The organism is Stenotrophomonas sp. YJH_SMC_69 (genome assembly GCF_059370495.1).
The window spans coordinates 449455-469589 of the sequence record NZ_JCAFTS010000003.1; the positions used below are offsets into that span (position 1 = coordinate 449455).

Here is a 20135-nt window from a genome sequence, read left to right on the forward strand (position 1 = left end):
CTGCTTGCGAGGCATTTTTCGTGGCAACGGCTCCTTATAATGTCCCCGTACCTCTGGAGTAGCCCCATGGCCGTCAGCCTGACCCCCATTGCCTTCGAGCGCGTGCAGCGCTTCGTCGCCCAGACCCCCGGCGCGCTGGGCCTGCGTTTCGGCGTGACCAAGACCGGCTGCTCAGGCTGGGGCCACGTGACCGACCTGGCCCGCGAAGAGCGCGAGGGCGACACGGTGTTCGAGCAGGAGGGCGTGAAGATCTACGTCGACGCCAAGAGCCTGGCCCTGGTGGACGGCACCGTGATCGACTTCGGCAAGCACGGCCTGAGCGAGACCTTCACGTTCAGCAACCCGAACGCCACCGCCGAGTGTGGCTGCGGCGAGAGCTTCACCACCGACGCCGACAAGGCCTGAGGGCCGGCCACCGGGCATGGCCCGGCGCTGACCAGGCGCGCTCTGGTGGGCGCCGACCTTGGTCGGCACGCTGGGCTCGGCAGGGATCCCACGGATGGAACGACCGCTTTTCACCTATCACCCCAACGCCTACGAGCTCTCCTTCGAAGAGGTCGAGGGGATCTGCGACTGCTGCGGCCAGGCGCGCGCACTGCGCTATCGCGGACCGTTCTACACCCGCCTGCGCCCGGATTACCTGTGCCCCTGGTGTATCGCCGATGGCAGGGCTGCGGCCAGTTACGAGGGGGAGTTCACCGGCTGGAGCGATATCGAGGGGGTATCCCCGGATCCGGCTGATCCGCCGCCGACCATCGCCCGTGAGCTGCTGCTGGAGGTCTGCGAGCGCACCCCGGGCTACTCCTCCTGGCAGCAATCGGTCTGGTTGAGCCATTGCGAACGGCCCTGCGCCTTCCTCGGCTACGCCGGCAGCGACGATCTGCTGCCGATCCTCGACCAGGTCCGGCCGGACGTGGCGGCGGTCAATCCGCGCGACGCCGACTGGGTGCTGGAGCATCTGAGCCGGGACGGGATGATGGTCGGCTGCCTGTTCCAATGCCTGGAATGCGGCCAGCATCGTCTTCACGTCGATCTGGAATGAGCACGTGCCGGACATGGGCCGGCGCTCCCGTTCAGGTTGCCCGGTTTGCGCCCGGTTGCCCGGTGGCGCCGCTTGCCGCATAATGCGCGGCTTCCTGCCTTTCCGGCGGGAATCCTTGCCCCACCGCGGTCTCAACGGCGGGGGGCTGTCCGGCCGCAAGGCCACATCCGAAAGGTAGAAAAAACATGAGTCGTCATTACGAAATCGTGTTCATGGTCCACCCGGACCAGAGCGAGCAGGTCCCGGCCATGATCGAGCGCTACAAGTCGCTGGTCGAGAACGGCAACGGCACCATCCACCGTCTGGAAGACTGGGGCCGCCGCCAGCTGGCGTACCCGATCCAGAACCTGGTGAAGGCCCACTACGTGCTGATGAACATCGAAGCCGACCAGGCCGTTCTGAACGAACTGACCGAAAGCTTCCGCTTCAACGACGCCGTTCTGCGCAACCTGGTCATCAAGCGTGACGAGGCTGACACCGAGCAGTCGCTGATCATGAAGAGCAAGGACGAGAAGGGTGACAAGCCGGAGCGCGGTGAGCGCCGTCGTCGTGACGACGAAGAAGGCGAGTCCACCACCACCGCTGACAACGAAGCCGGCGACGACGCCGCTTCCGCCGCCTAAGGAGCCTTCCCATGTCCAAGTTCTTCCGTCGCCGCAAGTTCTGCAAGTTCACGGCTGAAGGTGTGAAGGAGATCGACTACAAGGATCTCAACACCCTGCGCCAGTACCTGACCGAGAACGGCAAGATCGTGCCGAGCCGCGTCACCGGTACCAAGTCGAAGTACCAGCGCCAGCTGGCGACCGCCGTCAAGCGCGCCCGCTTCCTGGCCCTGATCCCGTACACCGACAACCACGACGTCTGATGCCCGGCGGGGCGGCCTGGTGCCGCCCCGCTGTGCCAGCTATTCGGACAGCCTGTGTTGCGGGGCATCGCCTCGCTAACGAATAACTCATCTGGAGCAATACCATGCAGCTGATCCTCCTGCAGAAAGTCACCAACCTCGGCAACCTGGGCGACCTGGTCGACGTGAAGCCGGGCTACGGCCGTAACTTCCTCGTGCCGCAGGGCAAGGCCGTGCCGGCCACCGAGAGCAACAAGGCCGAGTTCGAAGCCAAGCGCGCCGAATACGAAGCCAAGGCCCAGGCCATCCACGCCGACGCTGACGCCCGCAAGGCCAAGCTAGACGGCGCGAGCGTGACCATCCCGGCCAACGCTTCGACCGAAGGCAAGCTGTACGGCTCGGTCGGCGCCCGCGAAATCGCCGATGCCTTCACCGCTGCCGGCCTGCCGGTCAGCAAGAGCGAAGTCATCCTGGGCGAAGGCGCCTTCCGCAACATCGGCGAGTACGACGTGCTGATCCACCTGCACGCCGACGTCGAGACCACCGTCAAGGTCGTCGTCGTCGCCGAAGCCTGATCCCACGCCGCAAGGCCTGGCATCACCGCAGAACGGGCGCCCGCAAGGGTGCCCGTTTTGTTTTATGGCTCCGTTTCGTGGCGTGCGGCCACGTCCGGCCGACGGGGTGGGGCTGGACAATGTTCCACGCCCATTCGTAGAACACGGCCACATCGGTATACTCAGGGCGTCACACCCGTTCCACGGGCATCGATCCCAGCAGGATCAATGACTTGGAGGGTAAACGCAGGCCGCTTGCCGGCCCCAGTCCGGAACCCCTATGCGTCTTTCCACGATCAAGCTGTCCGGCTTCAAGTCGTTCGTCGATCCGACCACCCTGCACCTGCCGACCAACATGACCGGCGTGGTGGGCCCCAATGGCTGCGGCAAGTCGAACATCATCGATGCCGTGCGCTGGGTCATGGGCGAGAGTTCGGCCAGCCGCCTGCGTGGCGACTCGCTGACCGACGTGATCTTCTCCGGGTCCAATGCCCGCAAGCCGGTCTCGCAGGCTACCGTCGAGCTGATCTTCGACAACTCCGACCACACGATCTCCGGCGAATACGCCTCGTTCAACGAAATCTCGGTCAAGCGCACGGTCAGCCGCGACGGCACCAGCAACTATTACCTCAACGGCACCAAGTGCCGCCGTCGCGACATCACCGACCTGTTCCTCGGCACCGGCCTGGGCCCGCGCAGCTACTCGATCATCGAGCAGGGCATGATCAGCCAGATCATCGAGGCGCGCCCGGAAGACCTGCGCGTGTACCTGGAAGAGGCAGCCGGCATCTCCAAGTACAAGGAGCGCCGCAAGGAGACCGAGACCCGCATCCGCCACACCCGCGAGAACCTGGACCGGCTGGGCGACCTGCGCGACGAGATCAGCAAGCAGCTCGAACACCTCAAGCGCCAGGCCAGGCAGGCCGAGCAGTACCAGGCCCTGCAGGAAGAGCGCCGGGTCAAGGATGCCGAGTGGAAGGCGCTGGAATTCCGTGGTCTCGACGGTCGCCTGTCGAAGCTGCGCGAAGGCCTGTCGCAGGAGGAGACCAAGCTGCAGCAGCTGATCGCTGACCAGCGTGATGCCGAGGCCCGCATCGAGACCTCGCGCGCGCGGCGCGAAGAGGCCGCCGACGCGCTCAACACCGCGCAGGCCGCGGTCTACCAGGTCGGCAGCACGCTGGCGCGCCTGGAACAGCAGATCCAGCACCAGCGCGAGCTGTCGCAGCGCCTGCACAAGGCGCGCGATGAAACCCAGCAGGCCCTGGCCGAACTGGGCCAGCACATCAGCGGCGACGAGGCCAAACTGAGGGTGCTGCGCGAGGCAGTGGAGGCCGCCACCCCGCAGCTGGAAGCGCTGCAGGAAGAGAACGAGATCAAGCAGGAAAGCCTGCGCGAGGCCGAAGACCGGCTGGCCAGTTGGCAGCAGCGCTGGGAGCAGCACACCTCGCAGAGTTCGGAGGCGTCGCGCGCCGGTGATGTCGAGCGCACGCGCGTGGACTACCTGGACAAGCAGATCCTCGACGCCGACCGGCGTCGCGAGGCCCTGGCCGCCGAGCGCGCCGGGCTGGACGTGGATGCGCTGGAAGAAGCCTTCGAGCAGCTGCACCTGCAGCACGACACGCAGAAGGCCGCGCTGGATGAACTGAGCGAAGACGTCGAGCTGCGCAAGCAGGGCGTGGCGGCCGTGCAGGAACAGCAGCGCAATGGCCAGAACGAACTGGCCGAACTGCGCAAGCAGGCCAACGGCCTGCGCGGTCGCCTGGCCTCGCTGGAAACCCTGCAGCAGGCCGCGCTGGGCCAGGAGCAGGGCGCGGCCGTCGCGTGGCTGAAGGCGCGCGGGCTGGATTCGGCGGCACGTGTCGGCGAACGCCTGGACGTCGATGCCGGTTGGGAAAACGCGGTGGAAAGTGCGCTCGGCCAGCTGATCGAAGGCGTGCTGGTCGATGACCCGGGCAGCCTGGTCAACGCCCTCGGCGAACTCGGCGACGGCCACATTGCGCTGGTCGCCAGCGCGGATGCCGAGGTCAAGGCCGCACCGACGTCGCTGGCCGCACGCGTGCGTGGCCCGGCGGCGATCCGTCGCCTGCTCGCGCACCTGCATGGTGCCAAGGACCTGTCCGAGGCGAAGGCCCTGCAGGCCAGCCTTCCGGAAGGCGATTCGATCATCACCCAGAGCGGCGAGCGCCTGGGCCAGGGCTGGCTGCGCGTGTCGCGCTCCGGTGCAGCCCAGCAGGGCGCGCTGCTGCGCGAACGCGAGATCAACGAGCTGCGCGAGCAGATCGAGCAGTTGCAGGATCGCGAGGCCGAGCTGGAAGAACAGCTGGCCGGTTTCCGCGAGCAGCTGCAGGCGGCTGAACAGCAGCGCGAAGACGCGCAGCGTGCGCTGTACCAGGCCCATCGCGCGGTGTCCGAGCTGGCTGGCCAGCTGCAGGGCCAGCAGGGCAAGGTAGAGGCTGCACGCACGCGCATCGACCGCATCGAAGGCGAGCTGAAGCAACTACAGGAAACGATTGAAGCCAACAACGCGCAGGCGCGCGAAGCGCGCTCGCGGTTGGAGAACGCGGTCAGCAGCATGGGTGACCTGGAGTCGACCCGGCAGCGGCTGGAGGGCGAGCGCCGCCAGCTGACCGAGGCGCGCGACCTGGCCCGCGATGCTGCCCGTGCAGTGCGCGAGCGCTCGCATTCGCTGGCCCTGACCCTGGAATCGCAGCGTGCGCAGCTGGCCTCGTTGAGCCAGGCGCTGGAGCGCATGGGCACCCAGCGCGGGCAGCTGGATTCGCGGCTGGGCGAGCTGCATTCACAGCTGGACGAAGGTGATTCGCCGGTCGAAGCGCTGCAGGCCGAACACCAGAACGCGCTGGAAGAGCGCGTGCGCGCCGATCGCGTGCTGACCGAGGCGCGGACGCTGCTGGACGGCATCGACGCCGAGCTGCGCAACTACGAGCAGACCCGCCACCAGCGCGACGAACAGGCGCTGGCCCAGCGCGAGCGTATTTCGCAGCGCAAGCTGGACCAGCAGGCGCTGGTGCTGAGCGCGGACACCCTGCAGGGCGCGGTGGAGAAGGCCGGTTTCGTGCTGCAGGACGTGCTCAACGCACTGCCCGAGGATGCGCGCCTGGGCGACTGGGAGCAGGCCGTGCATCAGATCGACGCACGCATGCGCCGGCTGGAGCCGGTCAACCTGGCCGCCATCCACGAGTACGGCGAGGCTTCGCAGCGCTCGGATTACCTGGATTCGCAGCACGCCGACCTGACTACGGCGCTGGAAACCCTCGAGGATGCCATCCGCAAGATCGACCGCGAGACCCGCGGCCGTTTCAAGGACACCTTCGACCGCGTCAATGCTGGCGTGCAGGCGCTGTACCCGCGCCTGTTCGGTGGCGGCCACGCCTACCTGGAGCTGACCGGTGAAGACCTGCTCGACACCGGTGTGACCATCATGGCGCGCCCGCCGGGCAAGCGCGTGTCCAGCATCTCGCTGCTGTCCGGCGGCGAGAAGGCGATGACGGCAGTGGCGCTGGTGTTCGCCATCTTCCAGCTGAACCCCGCGCCATTCTGCCTGCTGGACGAGGTGGACGCGCCGCTGGACGAAGCCAACGTCGGCCGGCTGGCCAACATGGTCAAGGAAATGAGCGAGAAGGTGCAGTTCCTGTTCGTCAGCCACAACAAGGCGACGATGGAGGCCGCGCACCAGCTCTCGGGCGTGACCATGCGTGAACCGGGCGTCAGCCGCCTGGTCAGCGTGGACCTGGAAGAAGCCGCGCGATTGGCGGGCGCGGCCTGACGTGCCATCCTAGTTACCTGAATGAACTAGCCGGAGAACCTATCGAATGTCCGACACGGCACTGTTGCGCATCGGCATCCTGGCCGCCGGCCTGCTGTTGATCGCCGCGATCTTCCTGTTTGGCCGTCCGAAGAAGAAGCCCCAGGGACGCCGCGTGGAAAGCGCGGAACCGGCCAGCGGCGAGCGCCGCGAACCGGTATTGGGCGAGGACGGCGTTGTCGTGGCCGATGGCCGCGTCGAACCGGGCATGGGCACGGAAGGCGAACAGGCCGAACTCGGCCTGGGCGATACCGACCCGGGCGCCAGCGATCTCGGCAAGCGCGCCACCCAGGATTTCGACAAGATCGTTTCGCTGTTCGTGGCCGCCCGGGCCGGTGAGCAGCTGCGCGGCGAAGACATCGTGGTAGCGGCGGAGAAGACCGGCCTGGTGTTCGGCCACATGAACGTGTTCCACCGTCTGGTGGAAGGCCATCCCGAGCGCGGGCCGATCTTCTCGATGGCCAGCATCATGAAGCCAGGCAGCTTCGACATGGCCAACATCCGTGCCATGGAAACCCCGGCCATCGCCTTCTTCCTGACCCTGCCGGCGCCGCTGACCGCGCTGGATGCCTGGGAGAAGATGCTGCCGACGGTGCAGCGCATGGCCGAACTGCTGGATGGCGTGGTGCTGGATGACAGCCGCAACGCCCTGGGTCGCCAGCGCATCGCGCACATCCGTGACGAGCTGCGCGCCTACGACCGCCAGCACCAGGCGCCGCCGCTGACCAAGACCCCGCGCTGGTGAGCGCCATGGCGTGCCGACCAACGGTCGGCACCCACCCCGACCAACGGTCGGCACCCACAACAGTAGATCCACGCCATGCGTGGATGGGGTCTACGCCGGTACGCCGGCCACCTTGGCAAACGCGCGGCGGAACGCGGCCATCTCGTCCTCGCTGCCGACGGTCACGCGCACGTGCTGCGGCCAGATCGGCCAGCTGCGCCCGATCACCACACCGTTGTCGGCCATCGCCTTGGCGAACGTGCTGCCGTCGCGTTGCACGTCGACCACGAAGCAGTTCGCTTCCGACGGCAGGCAGCTGAAACCACGCTTGCCCAGCCATGCGATGGTGGCCTGGCGCACCTTGGCGTTCTGCAGGCGACGCTGCGGAATCAGCTGCGGATCCTGCAGGCTGGCCAGCGCCGCCGCCAGCGCGGGCACCGGTAGCGGGTTGTCGCCGGGGCTGGCCAGCTCGCGCAGACGCTCGGGATGTGCGGCCGCCAGGCCCAGGCGCAGGCCGGCCATGCCGTACAGTTTGGAGAAGGTACGCAGCACGATCAGATCGTCGCGCTGCGCCACCTGCGCGATCAGGCTGGGCTGCTCGCTGTATTGCAGGTAGGCCTCGTCGACCAGCACGCGGGTGGAAGCAGGCTTGTGGGCCAGCAGCCAGGCGAGCTCATCCGGTGGGCTGATCGAACCGGTCGGGTTGTTCGGATTGCACACGTACAGCAGCCCGGTCGGGCGCGCATGCGCGGCTGCGACCATTGCACGCAGGTCGTGTGCGCCGTCATTGCGCAGCGGCACCTTCTGCACGTGTGCACCATGCGCGGCAGCGACCTCGCCCAGGGTCTCGAAGGTGGGGTCGGCCACCACCAGTCCCGCCTGCGGGCCGGTCCACAACGTGGCGGCGCGGTTCAACGGTTCGCTGGAGCCCGGATAGAGGCGCACATGGTCGGCCGGGATACGGGCCTGCTCGATGAACGCATCGCGTACCTGTGCCGCCAGGGCGAAGCGGTAGCGGCCGCAGCTGGCGATGCTGTCGCGTGCCGCCTGCTGGGCAGCGGGGGAGGGGCCGTAGGGGCATTCGTTGAAGTTCAGTAGTACCGCGCCTTCGGCAGGGGCCGCACCGACGGTGGCCGCGGATTGGGCCTGGCCACGCAGCGGCAGGCCGCTGCCGGCGACGGCAAGGCTGGCACCGGCCAGCTGCAGGAAGCGTCTACGGGAGTCAGGCAGGGTCATGGGCAGGATTCCGATGGGGCCGTCGCACGCTAGCGCCGGCGTGAGCGGGCGGCAAGGTGCTTTTTGTGGCGTCGAGCCATGCTCGACTACAGACGTGCCAACCAAGGTTGGCACCTACCGGAGCGGGGAGTGCCCGTCGAGCACGCTCGACGCTGCAAAGGCGGGGCGTTACAGGGCCTGACGGCCGGGCGCGGTAGAATCCCCGGCCATCCCAGAACCACCGGATCCCGATGAGCCCCAGCCCCGCCGAACGCGCCGAAGATCTCCGCCGGCAGATCGCCCAGGCCAACCGCGCCTACCACGAGCTGGACGCGCCGGAGATCCCCGACGTCGACTACGACCGGATGGTGCGCGAGCTGGAAGCGTTGGAGCGCGAGCACCCGGAACTGGCCCGTGCCGACAGCCCGACCCAACAGGTCGGTGCACGCCCGTCCGGCCGCTTCCCCGAAGTGCGCCATGCGGTGCCGATGCTGTCGCTGTCCAATGCCTTCAGCGATGAGGAAGTGGCCGACTTCGTGCGCCGCATCGATGAGCGCCTGGGCCGCCGCAGCCTGCAGTTCTCGGCCGAACCGAAGATGGATGGCCTGGCGATCAGCCTGCGCTACGAGGACGGTCATTTCGTACTCGGCGCAACCCGCGGTGATGGCAGTACCGGCGAGGACGTGACCGCCAACCTGCGTGAAATCGGCGATGTTCCCAAGCGCCTGCACGGCAAGGACTGGCCGGATGTGCTGGAGGTGCGTGGCGAGGTGTACATGGCCCGCGCCGATTTCGAGGCCTACAACGAACGTGCGCGCCAGCAGGGCGGCAAGGTGCTGGCCAACCCGCGCAACGCGGCAGCGGGTTCACTGCGCCAGCTCGATCCGAAGATCAGTGCGCAGCGCCGGCTGAGTTTCTTCGCCTACGGCACCGGTGAAGTGCAGGGCGGCGAGCTGCCGGACACCCATTCGGGCACGCTGGCCCAGCTCGGCGCCTGGGGCTTCCCGGTCAGCGGGTTGTGCAAGGTGGTGCAAGGCGCCGACGGCCTGCTCGGTTACTACCGTGACATCGGCGAGCGTCGCGATGGCCTGCCGTTCGACATCGATGGTGTGGTCTACAAGCTGGATGACCGCGCCGGCCAGCAGGCCATGGGTTTTGTCTCGCGTGCGCCACGCTGGGCCATCGCGCACAAGTTCCCGGCACAGGAACAGAGCACCACGGTGGAGGCGATCGAGATCCAGATCGGCCGCACCGGTGCCGCCACGCCGGTCGCGCGGCTGGCACCGGTGGCTGTGGCCGGCGTGATCGTGTCCAATGCCACGTTGCACAATGCCGATCAGATCGCGCGTCTCGATGTGCGTGTCGGTGACAGCGTGATCGTGCGACGTGCTGGCGACGTGATTCCGGAAGTGGTCAGCGTCATCCTCGACCGCCGTCCACAGGGCACCTCGCCCTGGCAGATGCCGACGCGCTGCCCGGTGTGCGGCTCGGAAATCGTGCGCGAGGAAGGTGCAGCTGCGTGGCGCTGTTCGGGCGAACTGTCCTGCCCTGCGCAGCGCAAGGAGGCCATTGCCCATTTCGCTTCGCGCCGTGCGATGGATATCGACGGCCTCGGCGACAAGTACATCGAAACCCTGGTCGACGCCGGCATCGTCAGGAGCGTGGCCGATCTGTACCGGCTCAACCGCGACCAGCTGTTGCACCTGAAGCTGGTGCTGGATGCCGAGGACCCTTCCGCACTGGCCGCCGCGCTGAAGCTGCACCTGCCGGCAGAAGGCAGCGGCGCGGTGCTCAATGCGGTGCTCAAGCTGGATGGCAACGATCCGGCGTGGCGCGCGCAGGCGCTGGCACAGCCGGCCAGCTTCGAATGGAACACGAAGAAGATCGCCACCAAATGGGCCGACAACCTGATCGCGGCAATCGACGCCAGTCGCGCAGCCACGCTGGAGCGCCTGCTGTTCGCGCTTGGCATCGAGCACGTCGGCGAGAGCACGGCCAAGGCGCTGGCGCAGTGGTTCGGTGACCTGGAACTGATCCGCCACCTGCCATGGCCGTTGTTCAAGCGCGTGCCGGACATCGGTGGCGAAGTGGCGCGTTCTCTCGGCCATTTCTTCGAGCAGCAGGGCAACCAGCAGGCCATCGACGACCTGCTGCAGGTCGGGCAGGTGCGCATCAGTGATGTGCACGCGCCCAGTGCCAAGCTGCGCGAAGGCCTGGATCTGGCGCAACTGCTGGTCGAATCGGAAATCCCCGGCATCACCCGCCTGCGTGCGGAGAAGCTGGTGGCTGCCTTGCCGGGTGCCCAGGCGGTGCTGGATGCCGAGCATGGCCAGTTCGTCAACGCCGGCCTGCCGGACGACACTGCGCGCGGTCTGGCCGACTGGCTCGATGCCGATGGCCATGGCGCGATGCTGCTGGCAGCCGAGAAGGCGATGCAGCAGATCCTGGCCAAGGCGCCGGCGCTGGCCGAGATCGTGGCCGGCCCGCTGGATGGGCAGACCGTGGTGCTGACCGGCACCCTGGCCCAGCTCACCCGCGATGCCGCCAAGGAACGCCTGGAAGCGCTGGGTGCCAAGGTTTCCGGCAGCGTGTCGAAGAAGACCAGCTTCGTGGTCGCCGGCACCGAGGCCGGCTCCAAGCTGGACAAGGCGCAATCGCTGGGCGTGCCGGTGTGGGACGAAGACCGCCTGCTGGCCTACCTCGCCGAACACGAATGATGACCCGCCGGGTGCCCGGCGCCCGGCATGAAAGACGAAGGAACACCGATGCAGACCGCCCCGCTGGATTTCCGCCTGGCCACCCGTGCCGACGAAGAACTGTTGATCGCGTTGATGCGCGAGTTCTACGCCGAAGACAGGATCGACTTCGATGACGCGCGCGTGCGTCGCGGCGTGGACGCGCTGCTGGCCGATCCGCGCAATGGCGAAGTGCTGCTGTGGCTGGACGAGGCCGGCGAGGTGGTCGGCTACGCGGTGATCGCGATGGGCTTCAGCCTGGAGCAGGGCGGCCACTTCATGCTGCTGGACGAGCTGTACCTGAGTCATCGCGCGCGCGGTCGTGGTCGCGGCAAGCAGGCGCTGGCCATCTGTGAACAGCGCGCTCGCGGGCGTGGTGTCAGCCGCCTGCGCCTGGAGGTGAACCACCACAACGAACTGGCCCGCCGCCTGTACCTGGCCAGCGGTTACATCGACGACACCCGCGATCTGCTGACCCTGCCGCTCGACCATCCGCGCCCGGAGGGCATCCTGTGAGCGAGGCCCTGCTGCGCGCGCTGCAGCAGCGCGCCACGCTCAACGCGCTGGTGCGCCGCTTCTTCGCCGAGCGCGATGTGCTGGAGGTGGAAACGCCGATCCTGTCGGTGGCAGGCAACACCGAGCCGAACATCGACAGCTTCCATACCGATTTCACCGGCCATGTCGATGCCGGTGGCCGTCGTCGCTGGCTGCGCACTTCGCCGGAATATCCGCTCAAGCGCCTGCTGGCGGCCGGTGTGGGCGACTGCTACGAACTGGGCCGGGTGTTCCGCAACGGCGAGGCCGGTGGCCGCCACAACCCGGAATTCACCATGCTGGAGTGGTATCGGGTCGGCTGGGACCACCACCGGTTGATGGAGGAAACCGCCGAGTTGGTCGGCCAGGCGCTGGCCCTGGTCGGACGCCGTGCAACGCTGCGTGTGTTGAGTTACCGCGAGCTGTTCCAGCAGCACGTGGGCCTGGATCCGTTCGAGGCCGATGAAGCCGCGCTGCGTGTTGCACTTGGCGACGTGCACATCGACCCGGTCGGGTTGACCCGTGATGACTGGCTGGACCTGTTGATGACCCACCACATCCAGCCGCAGTTCGATGACGCGGTGATGACCGTGGTGCATGACTGGCCGGCCAGCCAGGCCGCGCTGGCCCGCATCCGTCCGGGCACGCCGCCGCTGGCCGAGCGTTTCGAGCTGTACCTGGGTGCAGTGGAGCTGGCCAACGGCTATCACGAACTGAACGACGCCCACGAGCAGCGCGCCCGGTTCCAGCGGGACCAGCAGCGCCGCCACGAACGTGGACAGGTGCAGCCGGCCGTGGACGAGGCACTGCTGTCGGCGTTGCCGTCGATGCCTGCCTGTGCTGGCGTGGCGGTGGGCGTCGATCGCCTGTTGATGGCGATGAACCGCACGCCACGCATCGCCGATGTGCTGGCCTACGACTTCGCCCACGCGTGATCCCCGCGTGTTGCTGAACATCGCAGGCTGAACGAAACGCGGGTTCGGTGCGCTTGCGTCGGTAAGCACGATGATGCTCTTATCACGGCCAATGCCGGACACTGGCATCCAGTTCATCCATTCCTGCTGGGGAAGGCTTTGGTCAAGTGGTTCGCGGTTGTCGCTGCACCGGTGTACTCCATTGCGCTCTGGGGTGCCTGGCTGCCGTCGCCGGCGTCGGCCCAGCAGGTGGGCTACGACGATGAAGTGGTGACCTGCGAATCACGCGACATGGGTTGGGTGCACTGCGATATCGAGGTTGCCAACGGCGTCGACCTGGTGCGCCAGCTGTCCAGCAACAGCTGCATCCGCGGCAGCGAGTGGGGCACTGACCGCAGTGGTGTGTGGGTCACCCTGGGCTGCCGTGCCGAGTTCCGCGCCCGGCGCGCAGCGGGCGCGGCGCCGCCGGCTGACAGCTCGGGCAAGCGCCTGGTGCGCCGTGTGGTGCGCTGCGAGTCCAATGGCCGTCCGCAGAGTTGCCCGGTACGACTCGATGGCGCGCCGGTGCGCCTGCTGCGCCAGTTGTCGGTGTTACCGTGCCGCGAAGGGCAGGGCTGGGGCTACAAGCGCAATGAAGTCTGGACCAGCCGTGGCTGCCAAGGTGACTTCGAAGTGGCCGATGACGATGGCCGCTTCGTCGACATGCCGCGCCGCCTGACCTGCGAATCGAAGTCGAAGAAGCGGCGCTTCTGCGGTGCCAGCATCTCGGTTGGCGCCGTGGTCTCCGAGCAGCTGTCCAGCACGCCCTGCGAGGAAGGCAGTACCTGGGGCTGGAGCCGCAACGGGATCTGGGTGGACGGCGGCTGCCGCGCCGAATTCTCGGTGAATTGAGCCCGGGCAGGCTCCAACCCTGCGGGGCGTGGCCCTACAATGGGGCGATGAACACTGCCTCTGACATCGACTACGCCCGTTACGACCACATCCGCCCGATCCTGTGGACCGGCGATGCCCTGCAACTGCTGGACCAGCGCAAGCTGCCGTTCGTGGTCGAGCACGTGGTCTGCCATGACAGTGACGAGGTTGCCAGCGCGATCCACGCATTGACCGTGCGTGGCGCGCCGGCGATCGGCATTGCCGCTGCCTGGGGTGTCGTGCTGGCTGCACGCGAGGTGCAGGCCGCCGATGGTGCGCACGCCCTGCAGCAGCTGGAACCGGCCCTGCAGCGCCTCAATGCGTCGCGCCCGACTGCGGTCAACCTGGCCTGGGCGCTGGCGCGCATGCGCCGTTGCCTGAACGCCGCCGGCGCCGACTGGAAGGCGTTGCTGGAATCGGAAGCGCAGGCCATCGCCGAGGAAGACCTGGCCGCCAACCGCCACATGGGTGCACTGGGCGCGGGCCTGATCGAGGCTGGCAGCGGCGTGCTGACCCACTGCAATACCGGCTCGCTGGCCACTGCGGGGTTCGGTACCGCGCTGGGCGTGATCCGCGCCGGCATGGCCCAGCACCGCATCGCCCGCGTGTTCGCCGGCGAAACCCGGCCGTGGCTGCAGGGGGCACGCCTGACCGTGTGGGAACTGCAGCAGGACGGCATCGATGCCACCCTGATCGCCGATTCGGCTGCCTCGCACCTGATGAAGACCGGCGCCGTGCAATGGGTGATCGTGGGCGCGGACCGCATCTGCGCCAATGGCGATACCGCCAACAAGATCGGCACCTACCAGCTGGCCATCGCCGCCCGCCACCACGGGGTCAAGTTCATGGTGGTCGCTCCGTCCTCGACCGTGGACATGGAGACCGTGGACGGCAGCCAGATCGAGATCGAGCAGCGCGACCCGGGTGAGCTGTACGGCGTGGGGGGTACCCGTACCGTCGCCGAGGGCATTGCTGCCTGGAACCCGGTGTTCGACGTCACCCCGGGCGAGCTGATCGACGCCATCGTGACCGAGCGCGGGGTCATCCTGAACCCGACCGCCGGGAACATGCGCACCGCCTTCGGCGGCTGAGGCGGGCAGGAAGGTCCCGGGGTCGGATCCCTTTTCGCAGGAAAGGGCTCTGACCCCAGGCAGGCCTCATCCACGCACGGCGTGGATCTACTGATTTCGCGCAGCCGAGCATGGGCTCGGCTCTACAGGGGCGGTATGGGGCCCTAAGTTCCTGATTTGTGCCGGTAAAATCCCCGTAAAGGGAGGCGGAAAACGGCCTGTTGTGGTAGTATCCACAGGTTGAATCGAGGTTCCGGCGCGACCCCCTCCCGCAGAGGGCTGCGCCGGACTGGACCGCTACCAGACAACGGAACCCGAATGGCAGAAACCGCCAAGGAAATCATCCAGGTCAACCTGGAAGACGAGATGCGCAAGAGCTACCTCGATTACGCCATGAGCGTGATCGTGGGCCGCGCGCTGCCGGATGCGCGCGACGGCCTCAAGCCGGTGCATCGCCGCGTGCTGTACGCGATGAACGAACTCAACGCGCACAGCAACAAGCCCTACTTCAAGTCGGCGCGTATCGTCGGTGACGTCATCGGTAAGTACCACCCGCATGGCGATCAGTCGGTGTACGACACGCTGGTGCGCTTGGCACAGCCGTTCTCGCTGCGCTACATGCTGGTCGACGGCCAGGGTAACTTCGGTTCGATCGACGGCGACTCCGCTGCAGCAATGCGATACACCGAGGCGCGCATGTCGCGCCTGGCGCATGAGCTGATGGCGGACATCGACAAGGAAACCGTCGATTTCCAGCCCAACTACGATGAGAAGGAACTGGAGCCGACGGTCATGCCGACCCGGTTCCCGAACCTGCTGGTCAATGGTTCGGCTGGCATCGCGGTGGGCATGGCGACCAACATTCCGCCGCACAACCTGAGCGAATCGATCAACGCCTGCATCGCGCTGATCGACAACCCGGACATCGATGTCGACGGTCTGATGGAATACATCCCGGGCCCGGATTTCCCGACTGCCGGCATCATCAACGGCACTGCCGGCATCGTCGCCGGCTACCGCACCGGCCGTGGCCGCGTGCGCATCCGTGCCAAGGCCGATATCGAAGTGGCCGACAACGGCCGCGAATCGATCATCGTCACTGAAATTCCTTACCAGGTGAACAAGGCGCGTCTGATCGAGAAGATCGCCGAGCTGGTCAAGGAAAAGAAGATCGAAGGCATCAGCGAGCTGCGCGATGAGTCCGACAAGGACGGCATGCGCATCTACATCGAGATCAAGCGCGGTGAATCTGCCGAGGTTGTGCTGAACAACCTGTACCAGCAGACGCAGATGGAATCGGTGTTCGGCATCAACATGGTGGCGCTGGTCGATGGCCGCCCGCAGTTGATGAACCTCAAGCAGATGCTGGAGGCGTTCGTCCGCCACCGTCGCGAAGTGGTCACCCGCCGCACCGTGTTCGAGCTGCGCAAGGCGCGCGCCCGTGCCCACGTGCTGGAAGGCCTGACCGTTGCGTTGGCCAACATCGACGAGATGATCGAACTGATCAAGACCTCGCCGAACCCGAACGAAGCCCGCGAGCGCATGCTGGCCCGCGTGTGGGAGCCGGGCCTGGTCGGTGCGATGCTGGGTGCGGCCGGTGCCGAGGCCTCCCGTCCTGAAGACCTGCCCAAGGGCGTGGGCCTGATCGAGGGCGGCTACCAGCTGACCGAGATCCAGGCCACCCAGATCCTGGAGATGCGGCTGCACCGCCTGACCGGGCTGGAGCAGGACCGCCTGACCGACGAGTACAAGCAGCTGCTGGAAGTGATCGCCGGGCTGATCCACATCCTGGAAGATCCCGACCGCCTGCTGCAGGTGATCCGCGAGGAGCTGGTCAACGTCAAGGCCGAATTCGGCGACGAACGTCGTACCGAAATCCGCCACAGCGAAGAAGACCTGGACATCCTCGACCTGATCGCGCCGGAAGACGTGGTGGTTACCGTGTCGCATGCCGGTTACGTGAAGCGGCAGCCGGTGAGCGTGTACCGCGCACAGCGCCGTGGTGGCCGTGGCCGCAGCGCGGCGGCGACCAAGGAAGAGGATTTCATCGAACAGCTGTGGCTGGTCAACACGCACGACACGCTGCTGACCTTCACCAGCTCGGGCAAGGTGTTCTGGCTGCCGGTTTACCAGCTGCCCGAAGCCGGTTCCAACGCCCGCGGCCGTCCGATCATCAACTGGATCCCGCTGGAGCCCGGCGAACGCGTGCAGGCCGTGCTGCCGGTGCGCGAGTACGCCGATGGCCAGTTCGTGTTCTTCGCCACGAAGAACGGTACGGTCAAGAAGACCCCGCTGAGCGAGTTCGCCTTCCGCCTGGCCCGCGGCAAGATCGCGATCAACCTGGACGAGGGCGATGCCCTGGTCGGTGTCGGCCTGACCGATGGTGAGCGTGACATCCTGCTGTTCGCCTCCAACGGCAAGACCGTGCGCTTCGGTGAAGACAAGGTCCGCTCGATGGGCCGTACCGCCACCGGCGTGCGCGGCATCAAGATGCCGGCCGGCGAGGAAGTGGTCAGCCTGATCGTGGCCGAAAGTGCCGGTGGCAGCGAGGACGAGAACGAGGACGACAGCGGTGTCGAGGAAGCCGCTGCCAATGGCGACGCGGTGATCGACGGCGCCGACGACGCCAGCGTTCAGTACATCCTTACCGCCACCGAGAACGGCTACGGCAAGCGCACCCCGCTGCCGGACTACCCGCGCAAGGGCCGTGGTACGCAGGGCGTGATCGGCATCCAGACCACCGAGCGCAACGGCAAGCTGGTCGCCGCAGTGCTGATGGGCTCCAGCGACGAAGTCCTGCTGATCTCCGATGGTGGCACCCTGGTGCGTACGCGTGGCTCGGAAATCAGCCGCGTCGGCCGCAACACCCAGGGCGTGACCCTGATCCGCCTGTCCAAGGACGAGAAGCTGCAGGCGGTGGAGCGCATGGATGCCTCGATCGACGAGGACGAGGATGAGGTGGCAGTGCCTGCCTCTGCCCCGGCCGCGACCACGACCGATGGCGCCCCGGCGGCTTCCAGCAGCGAGGACGCCGCGCAGGAGTGATCCTGCCGCAAGGTTGAGCTACGCGACGACGCCGGCCCTGTGCCGGCGTCGTCGTATCCGGATGCCGCACATACGCGCGCGCTTCACGTCGGCGGTGGGATAACGGCGCATGCTGCCCCCGGAGATCGACGATGTCCGCCACGCCGCCGTCCGCTCCTGCTCCCGTCCGCGCCTCCCGGCATCCTCTCGTTACCGTGCTGTCGCTGCTGCTGGTCCTGCTCGGCCTGGTCATCGGCGGGCTCGGCGCATGGCTGCTCAGCCTGGGCGGCTCGGCGTACTACGCCATCGCCGGGGCCGGCCTGCTGGCCAGTGGCCTCCTGTTGTTCGGCAATCGCCGCAGCGGCGCGCTGCTGTATGCGCTGGTGTTCGCCGGTACGCTGTTGTGGACCTGGTGGGAGTCGGGCAGCGACTACTGGCGCTGGGTACCGCGGCTCGGCCTGGTGACCGCGCTTGGCATCGTGCTGGCGCTGCTGGCGCCCACCCTCCACCAACCGGTTTCCAGGCGCCTGTCGCGCAGCGTGGCCGGCGTGCTGATGCTGGTGTTCGTCGCTGCCTTCGGATTGGCGTTCGCGCCGCACGGCGAAGTGGACGGGCACCAGCCGTTCCCGGAAGGCGCGGCCAGCGTCGGGCTGGAACCGACCCGCGACACCACCGGCCTGCAGCCGGCCGACCAGCCTGCCGAAGGGGACTGGCCGGCGTGGGGGCGCAGCAATGCCGCCACCCGCTATTCGCCGCTGCAGCAGATCACCCCGGCCAACGTGGCCACGCTGCAGCTGGCCTGGCAGTTCCGCACCGGCGATATGCCGAAGAAGCGCTGGGGTGCGGAAACCACGCCACTGAAGATCGGCGACCGTCTGTACCTGTGCACCGCCCGCAACCGCCTGATCGCACTGGATGCGGCCAGCGGCAAAGAAGTGTGGCGGTTCGATCCGAAGGTAAAGGACGCTTCGATTCCATACACCGCCGCCTGCCGTGGCGTGAGTTATTACGAGCAACCGGCCACGCCGATCCTCGCCGATGCCGCATTGGCCGATGCCGCTGCTGATCTGGCGTTGCCGGAACCGCCGCCCAGTGCCACCCGCAGCGCTGCACCGGGCAGTCGTCCGGCATGCTGGGCGCGCATCATCGAGGGCACGCTGGACGGGCGCATCATCGCGGTGGATGCCGACAGTGGCCGCCCCTGTGCGAATTTCGGCAACAACGGCCAGGTCGACATCACTCTGGGCATGGGCGAGGTGCCACCGGGCTATGTGTCGATCACCTCGCCACCGGCCATCGTGCGCGGGGTGATCGTCACCGGCCACCAGGTGCTGGATGGTCAGCGCCGCGACGCGCCGTCGGGCGTGATCCAGGCCTACGATGCGATCACCGGCAAGCTGCGCTGGGCGTGGGACATGGACCAGCCCGAACGCAGCGGCCTGCCGCCGCATGAGCAGACCTACACGCGCGGCACGCCGAACATGTGGACCACCGCGACCGGTGATGAGGCGCTGGGGCTGGTCTATCTGCCGCTGGGCAATTCCGCTGGCGATTACTGGAGTGGCTCACGCACGGAAAACCAGAACCGCTACGCGACGTCGCTGGTGGCGATCAATGTGGCCACGGGCAAGCCGGCCTGGCATTTCCAGGCGGTGCGCAAGGATGTGTGGGACTACGACCTGGGTTCGCAGGCCAGCCTGATCGATTACCCGACGGCGGCTGGCAAGGTGCCGGCGCTCCTGCTGCCGACCAAGCAGGGTGATCTCTACATCCTTGACCGCCGCAACGGCCAGCTGCTGACCGCCGCCGAAGAGCGCAGGGTGCCGGTCGGCGGTGTCGAACCGGAACAACGCTCACCCAGGCAGCTGTTCTCGCTGTATCACACGCTGCGCCGGCAGCATGACCTGACCGAGCGCGACATGTGGGGCATCACCCCGGTCGACCAGCTGATCTGCCGCATCCAGTTCCGCAAGGCGTACTACGAAGGCTTCTACACCCCGCCGAGCAGTGATCGCCATTCCATCGAATATCCCGGCTACAACGGCGGTTCGGATTGGGGAAGTGTGTCCATCGATACACGCCGCGGCGTGATCGTGGCCAACTACAACGACATGCCCAACTACAACCGGCTGGTGCCACGCGCCGAGGCCGACAGGCTGGGCTGGCTGCCACGCGAGAAGGTCCGGTTCGACAAGGGCGGCGCCGAAGGCGCGGGCGACCCACAGGTGGGCACGCCCTACGCCATCCAGGTGAACGCCGGTTGGCGCCTGCCTTTCACTGGTCTGCTGTGCAAGCAGCCACCCTATGGCGGCATCCGGGCCATCGACCTGCGCACCGGCAAGCTGCTGTGGGACCGTCCGTTCGGCAGTGCGCGCGGCAACGGACCATTCGGCATCCGTTCGGGCCTGCCCATCGAGATCGGCACGCCGAACAATGGCGGTTCGGTAGTCACCGCCAGCGGCCTGATCTTCATCGCCGCCGCCACCGACGACCTGCTGCGCGCCATCGACCTGAAGACCGGCAAGGAGCTGTGGCATGCCAAGCTGCCCGCGGGTGGCCAGGCCAATCCGATGGTGTACGCGCAGGGCGGGCGCCAGTACGTGGTGATCATGGCTGGCGGCCACCATTTCATGGAAACCCCGAACGGCGATTACGTGATGGCCTACGCACTGCCGAAATAGCGCTGCCGGCCTGAGTGCGGCCTACGGGCTGTGACCGCTGGTCGCTGAAGTTGCGCTGGCGAC

General features: G+C 67.2%; 15 protein-coding genes. 14 read left to right on the plus strand and 1 reads right to left on the minus strand.

Translation table 11 applies throughout. The annotated features are described in order from the left end of the window. Window positions 1–66: 66 nt before the first annotated feature. From AC5P8F_RS07630 to zipA, 7 genes are all read left to right on the plus strand, one after another. Complete coding sequence (locus AC5P8F_RS07630) at window positions 67–405, plus strand: HesB/IscA family protein (protein ID WP_046431542.1); 339 nt, start codon at window positions 67–69, stop codon at window positions 403–405. A 94-nt stretch (window positions 406–499) separates the two neighbouring features. Further along, window positions 500–1042 (plus strand): CbrC family protein, encoded by a 543-nt coding sequence (locus AC5P8F_RS07635; protein ID WP_046431540.1) that lies wholly within the window; start codon window positions 500–502, stop codon window positions 1040–1042. A 185-nt stretch (window positions 1043–1227) separates the two neighbouring features. Next, entirely contained in the window at window positions 1228–1665 is a 438-nt protein-coding gene (gene rpsF / locus AC5P8F_RS07640) for a 30S ribosomal protein S6 (protein WP_006452997.1), read from the plus strand. A gap of 11 nt (window positions 1666–1676) precedes the next feature. Continuing rightward, the gene (gene rpsR, locus AC5P8F_RS07645; RefSeq protein WP_002804494.1) at window positions 1677–1907 is read left to right on the plus strand and encodes a 30S ribosomal protein S18; all 231 of its coding nucleotides are present in this window, start codon (window positions 1677–1679) and stop codon (window positions 1905–1907) included. Window positions 1908–2011: 104 nt separating this feature from the next. Continuing rightward, window positions 2012–2461: a 50S ribosomal protein L9 gene (gene rplI / locus AC5P8F_RS07650; protein ID WP_014647660.1), complete on the plus strand. Its 450-nt coding sequence runs from the start codon at window positions 2012–2014 to the stop codon at window positions 2459–2461. Window positions 2462–2720: 259 nt separating this feature from the next. Beyond that, window positions 2721–6224 carry a chromosome segregation protein SMC gene (gene smc / locus AC5P8F_RS07655; RefSeq protein WP_197621661.1) on the plus strand — a complete coding sequence of 1168 codons (3504 nt, stop codon included), beginning with the start codon at window positions 2721–2723 and terminating at the stop codon, window positions 6222–6224. Between the two features lie 46 nt (window positions 6225–6270). After that, window positions 6271–7008 carry a cell division protein ZipA gene (gene zipA / locus AC5P8F_RS07660; RefSeq protein WP_014647658.1) on the plus strand — a complete coding sequence of 246 codons (738 nt, stop codon included), beginning with the start codon at window positions 6271–6273 and terminating at the stop codon, window positions 7006–7008. Window positions 7009–7098: 90 nt separating this feature from the next. Here the strand turns inward: zipA and AC5P8F_RS07665 are convergent, their stop codons facing one another. Beyond that, complete coding sequence (locus AC5P8F_RS07665; RefSeq protein WP_049420860.1) at window positions 7099–8223, minus strand: pyridoxal phosphate-dependent aminotransferase; 1125 nt, start codon at window positions 8221–8223, stop codon at window positions 7099–7101. A gap of 224 nt (window positions 8224–8447) precedes the next feature. Here AC5P8F_RS07665 and ligA point away from each other — a divergent pair, with 224 nt between their 5' ends. The 7 genes from ligA to AC5P8F_RS07700 all read left to right on the plus strand — a co-directional run bounded on the left by ligA (window position 8448) and on the right by AC5P8F_RS07700 (window position 20072). Next, on the plus strand, window positions 8448–10919 hold the full coding sequence (gene ligA / locus AC5P8F_RS07670; protein WP_172412079.1) for an NAD-dependent DNA ligase LigA: 2472 nt from the start codon (window positions 8448–8450) through the stop codon (window positions 10917–10919). A 48-nt stretch (window positions 10920–10967) separates the two neighbouring features. After that, on the plus strand, window positions 10968–11453 hold the full coding sequence (locus AC5P8F_RS07675; RefSeq protein WP_010480482.1) for a GNAT family N-acetyltransferase: 486 nt from the start codon (window positions 10968–10970) through the stop codon (window positions 11451–11453). Continuing rightward, a complete protein-coding gene (gene epmA, locus AC5P8F_RS07680; RefSeq protein WP_014647654.1) occupies window positions 11450–12406 on the plus strand; it encodes an EF-P lysine aminoacylase EpmA in 957 nt (318 codons plus the stop codon). The genes AC5P8F_RS07675 and epmA overlap by 4 nt, the downstream gene beginning before the upstream one ends. A 138-nt stretch (window positions 12407–12544) precedes the next feature. Further along, window positions 12545–13276: a DUF3011 domain-containing protein gene (locus AC5P8F_RS07685; protein WP_014647653.1), complete on the plus strand. Its 732-nt coding sequence runs from the start codon at window positions 12545–12547 to the stop codon at window positions 13274–13276. A gap of 47 nt (window positions 13277–13323) precedes the next feature. After that, a complete protein-coding gene (mtnA, locus tag AC5P8F_RS07690) occupies window positions 13324–14388 on the plus strand; it encodes an S-methyl-5-thioribose-1-phosphate isomerase (RefSeq protein WP_014647652.1) in 1065 nt (354 codons plus the stop codon). 297 nt (window positions 14389–14685) lie between these two features. Then, window positions 14686–17412 (plus strand): DNA gyrase subunit A, encoded by a 2727-nt coding sequence (gene gyrA, locus AC5P8F_RS07695; RefSeq protein ID WP_142234954.1) that lies wholly within the window; start codon window positions 14686–14688, stop codon window positions 17410–17412. 131 nt (window positions 17413–17543) lie between these two features. Further along, window positions 17544–20072, plus strand: coding sequence for a membrane-bound PQQ-dependent dehydrogenase, glucose/quinate/shikimate family (locus AC5P8F_RS07700; protein ID WP_241887358.1), 2529 nt, complete (start codon window positions 17544–17546; stop codon window positions 20070–20072). The last annotated feature ends 63 nt before the right edge of the window (window positions 20073–20135 follow it).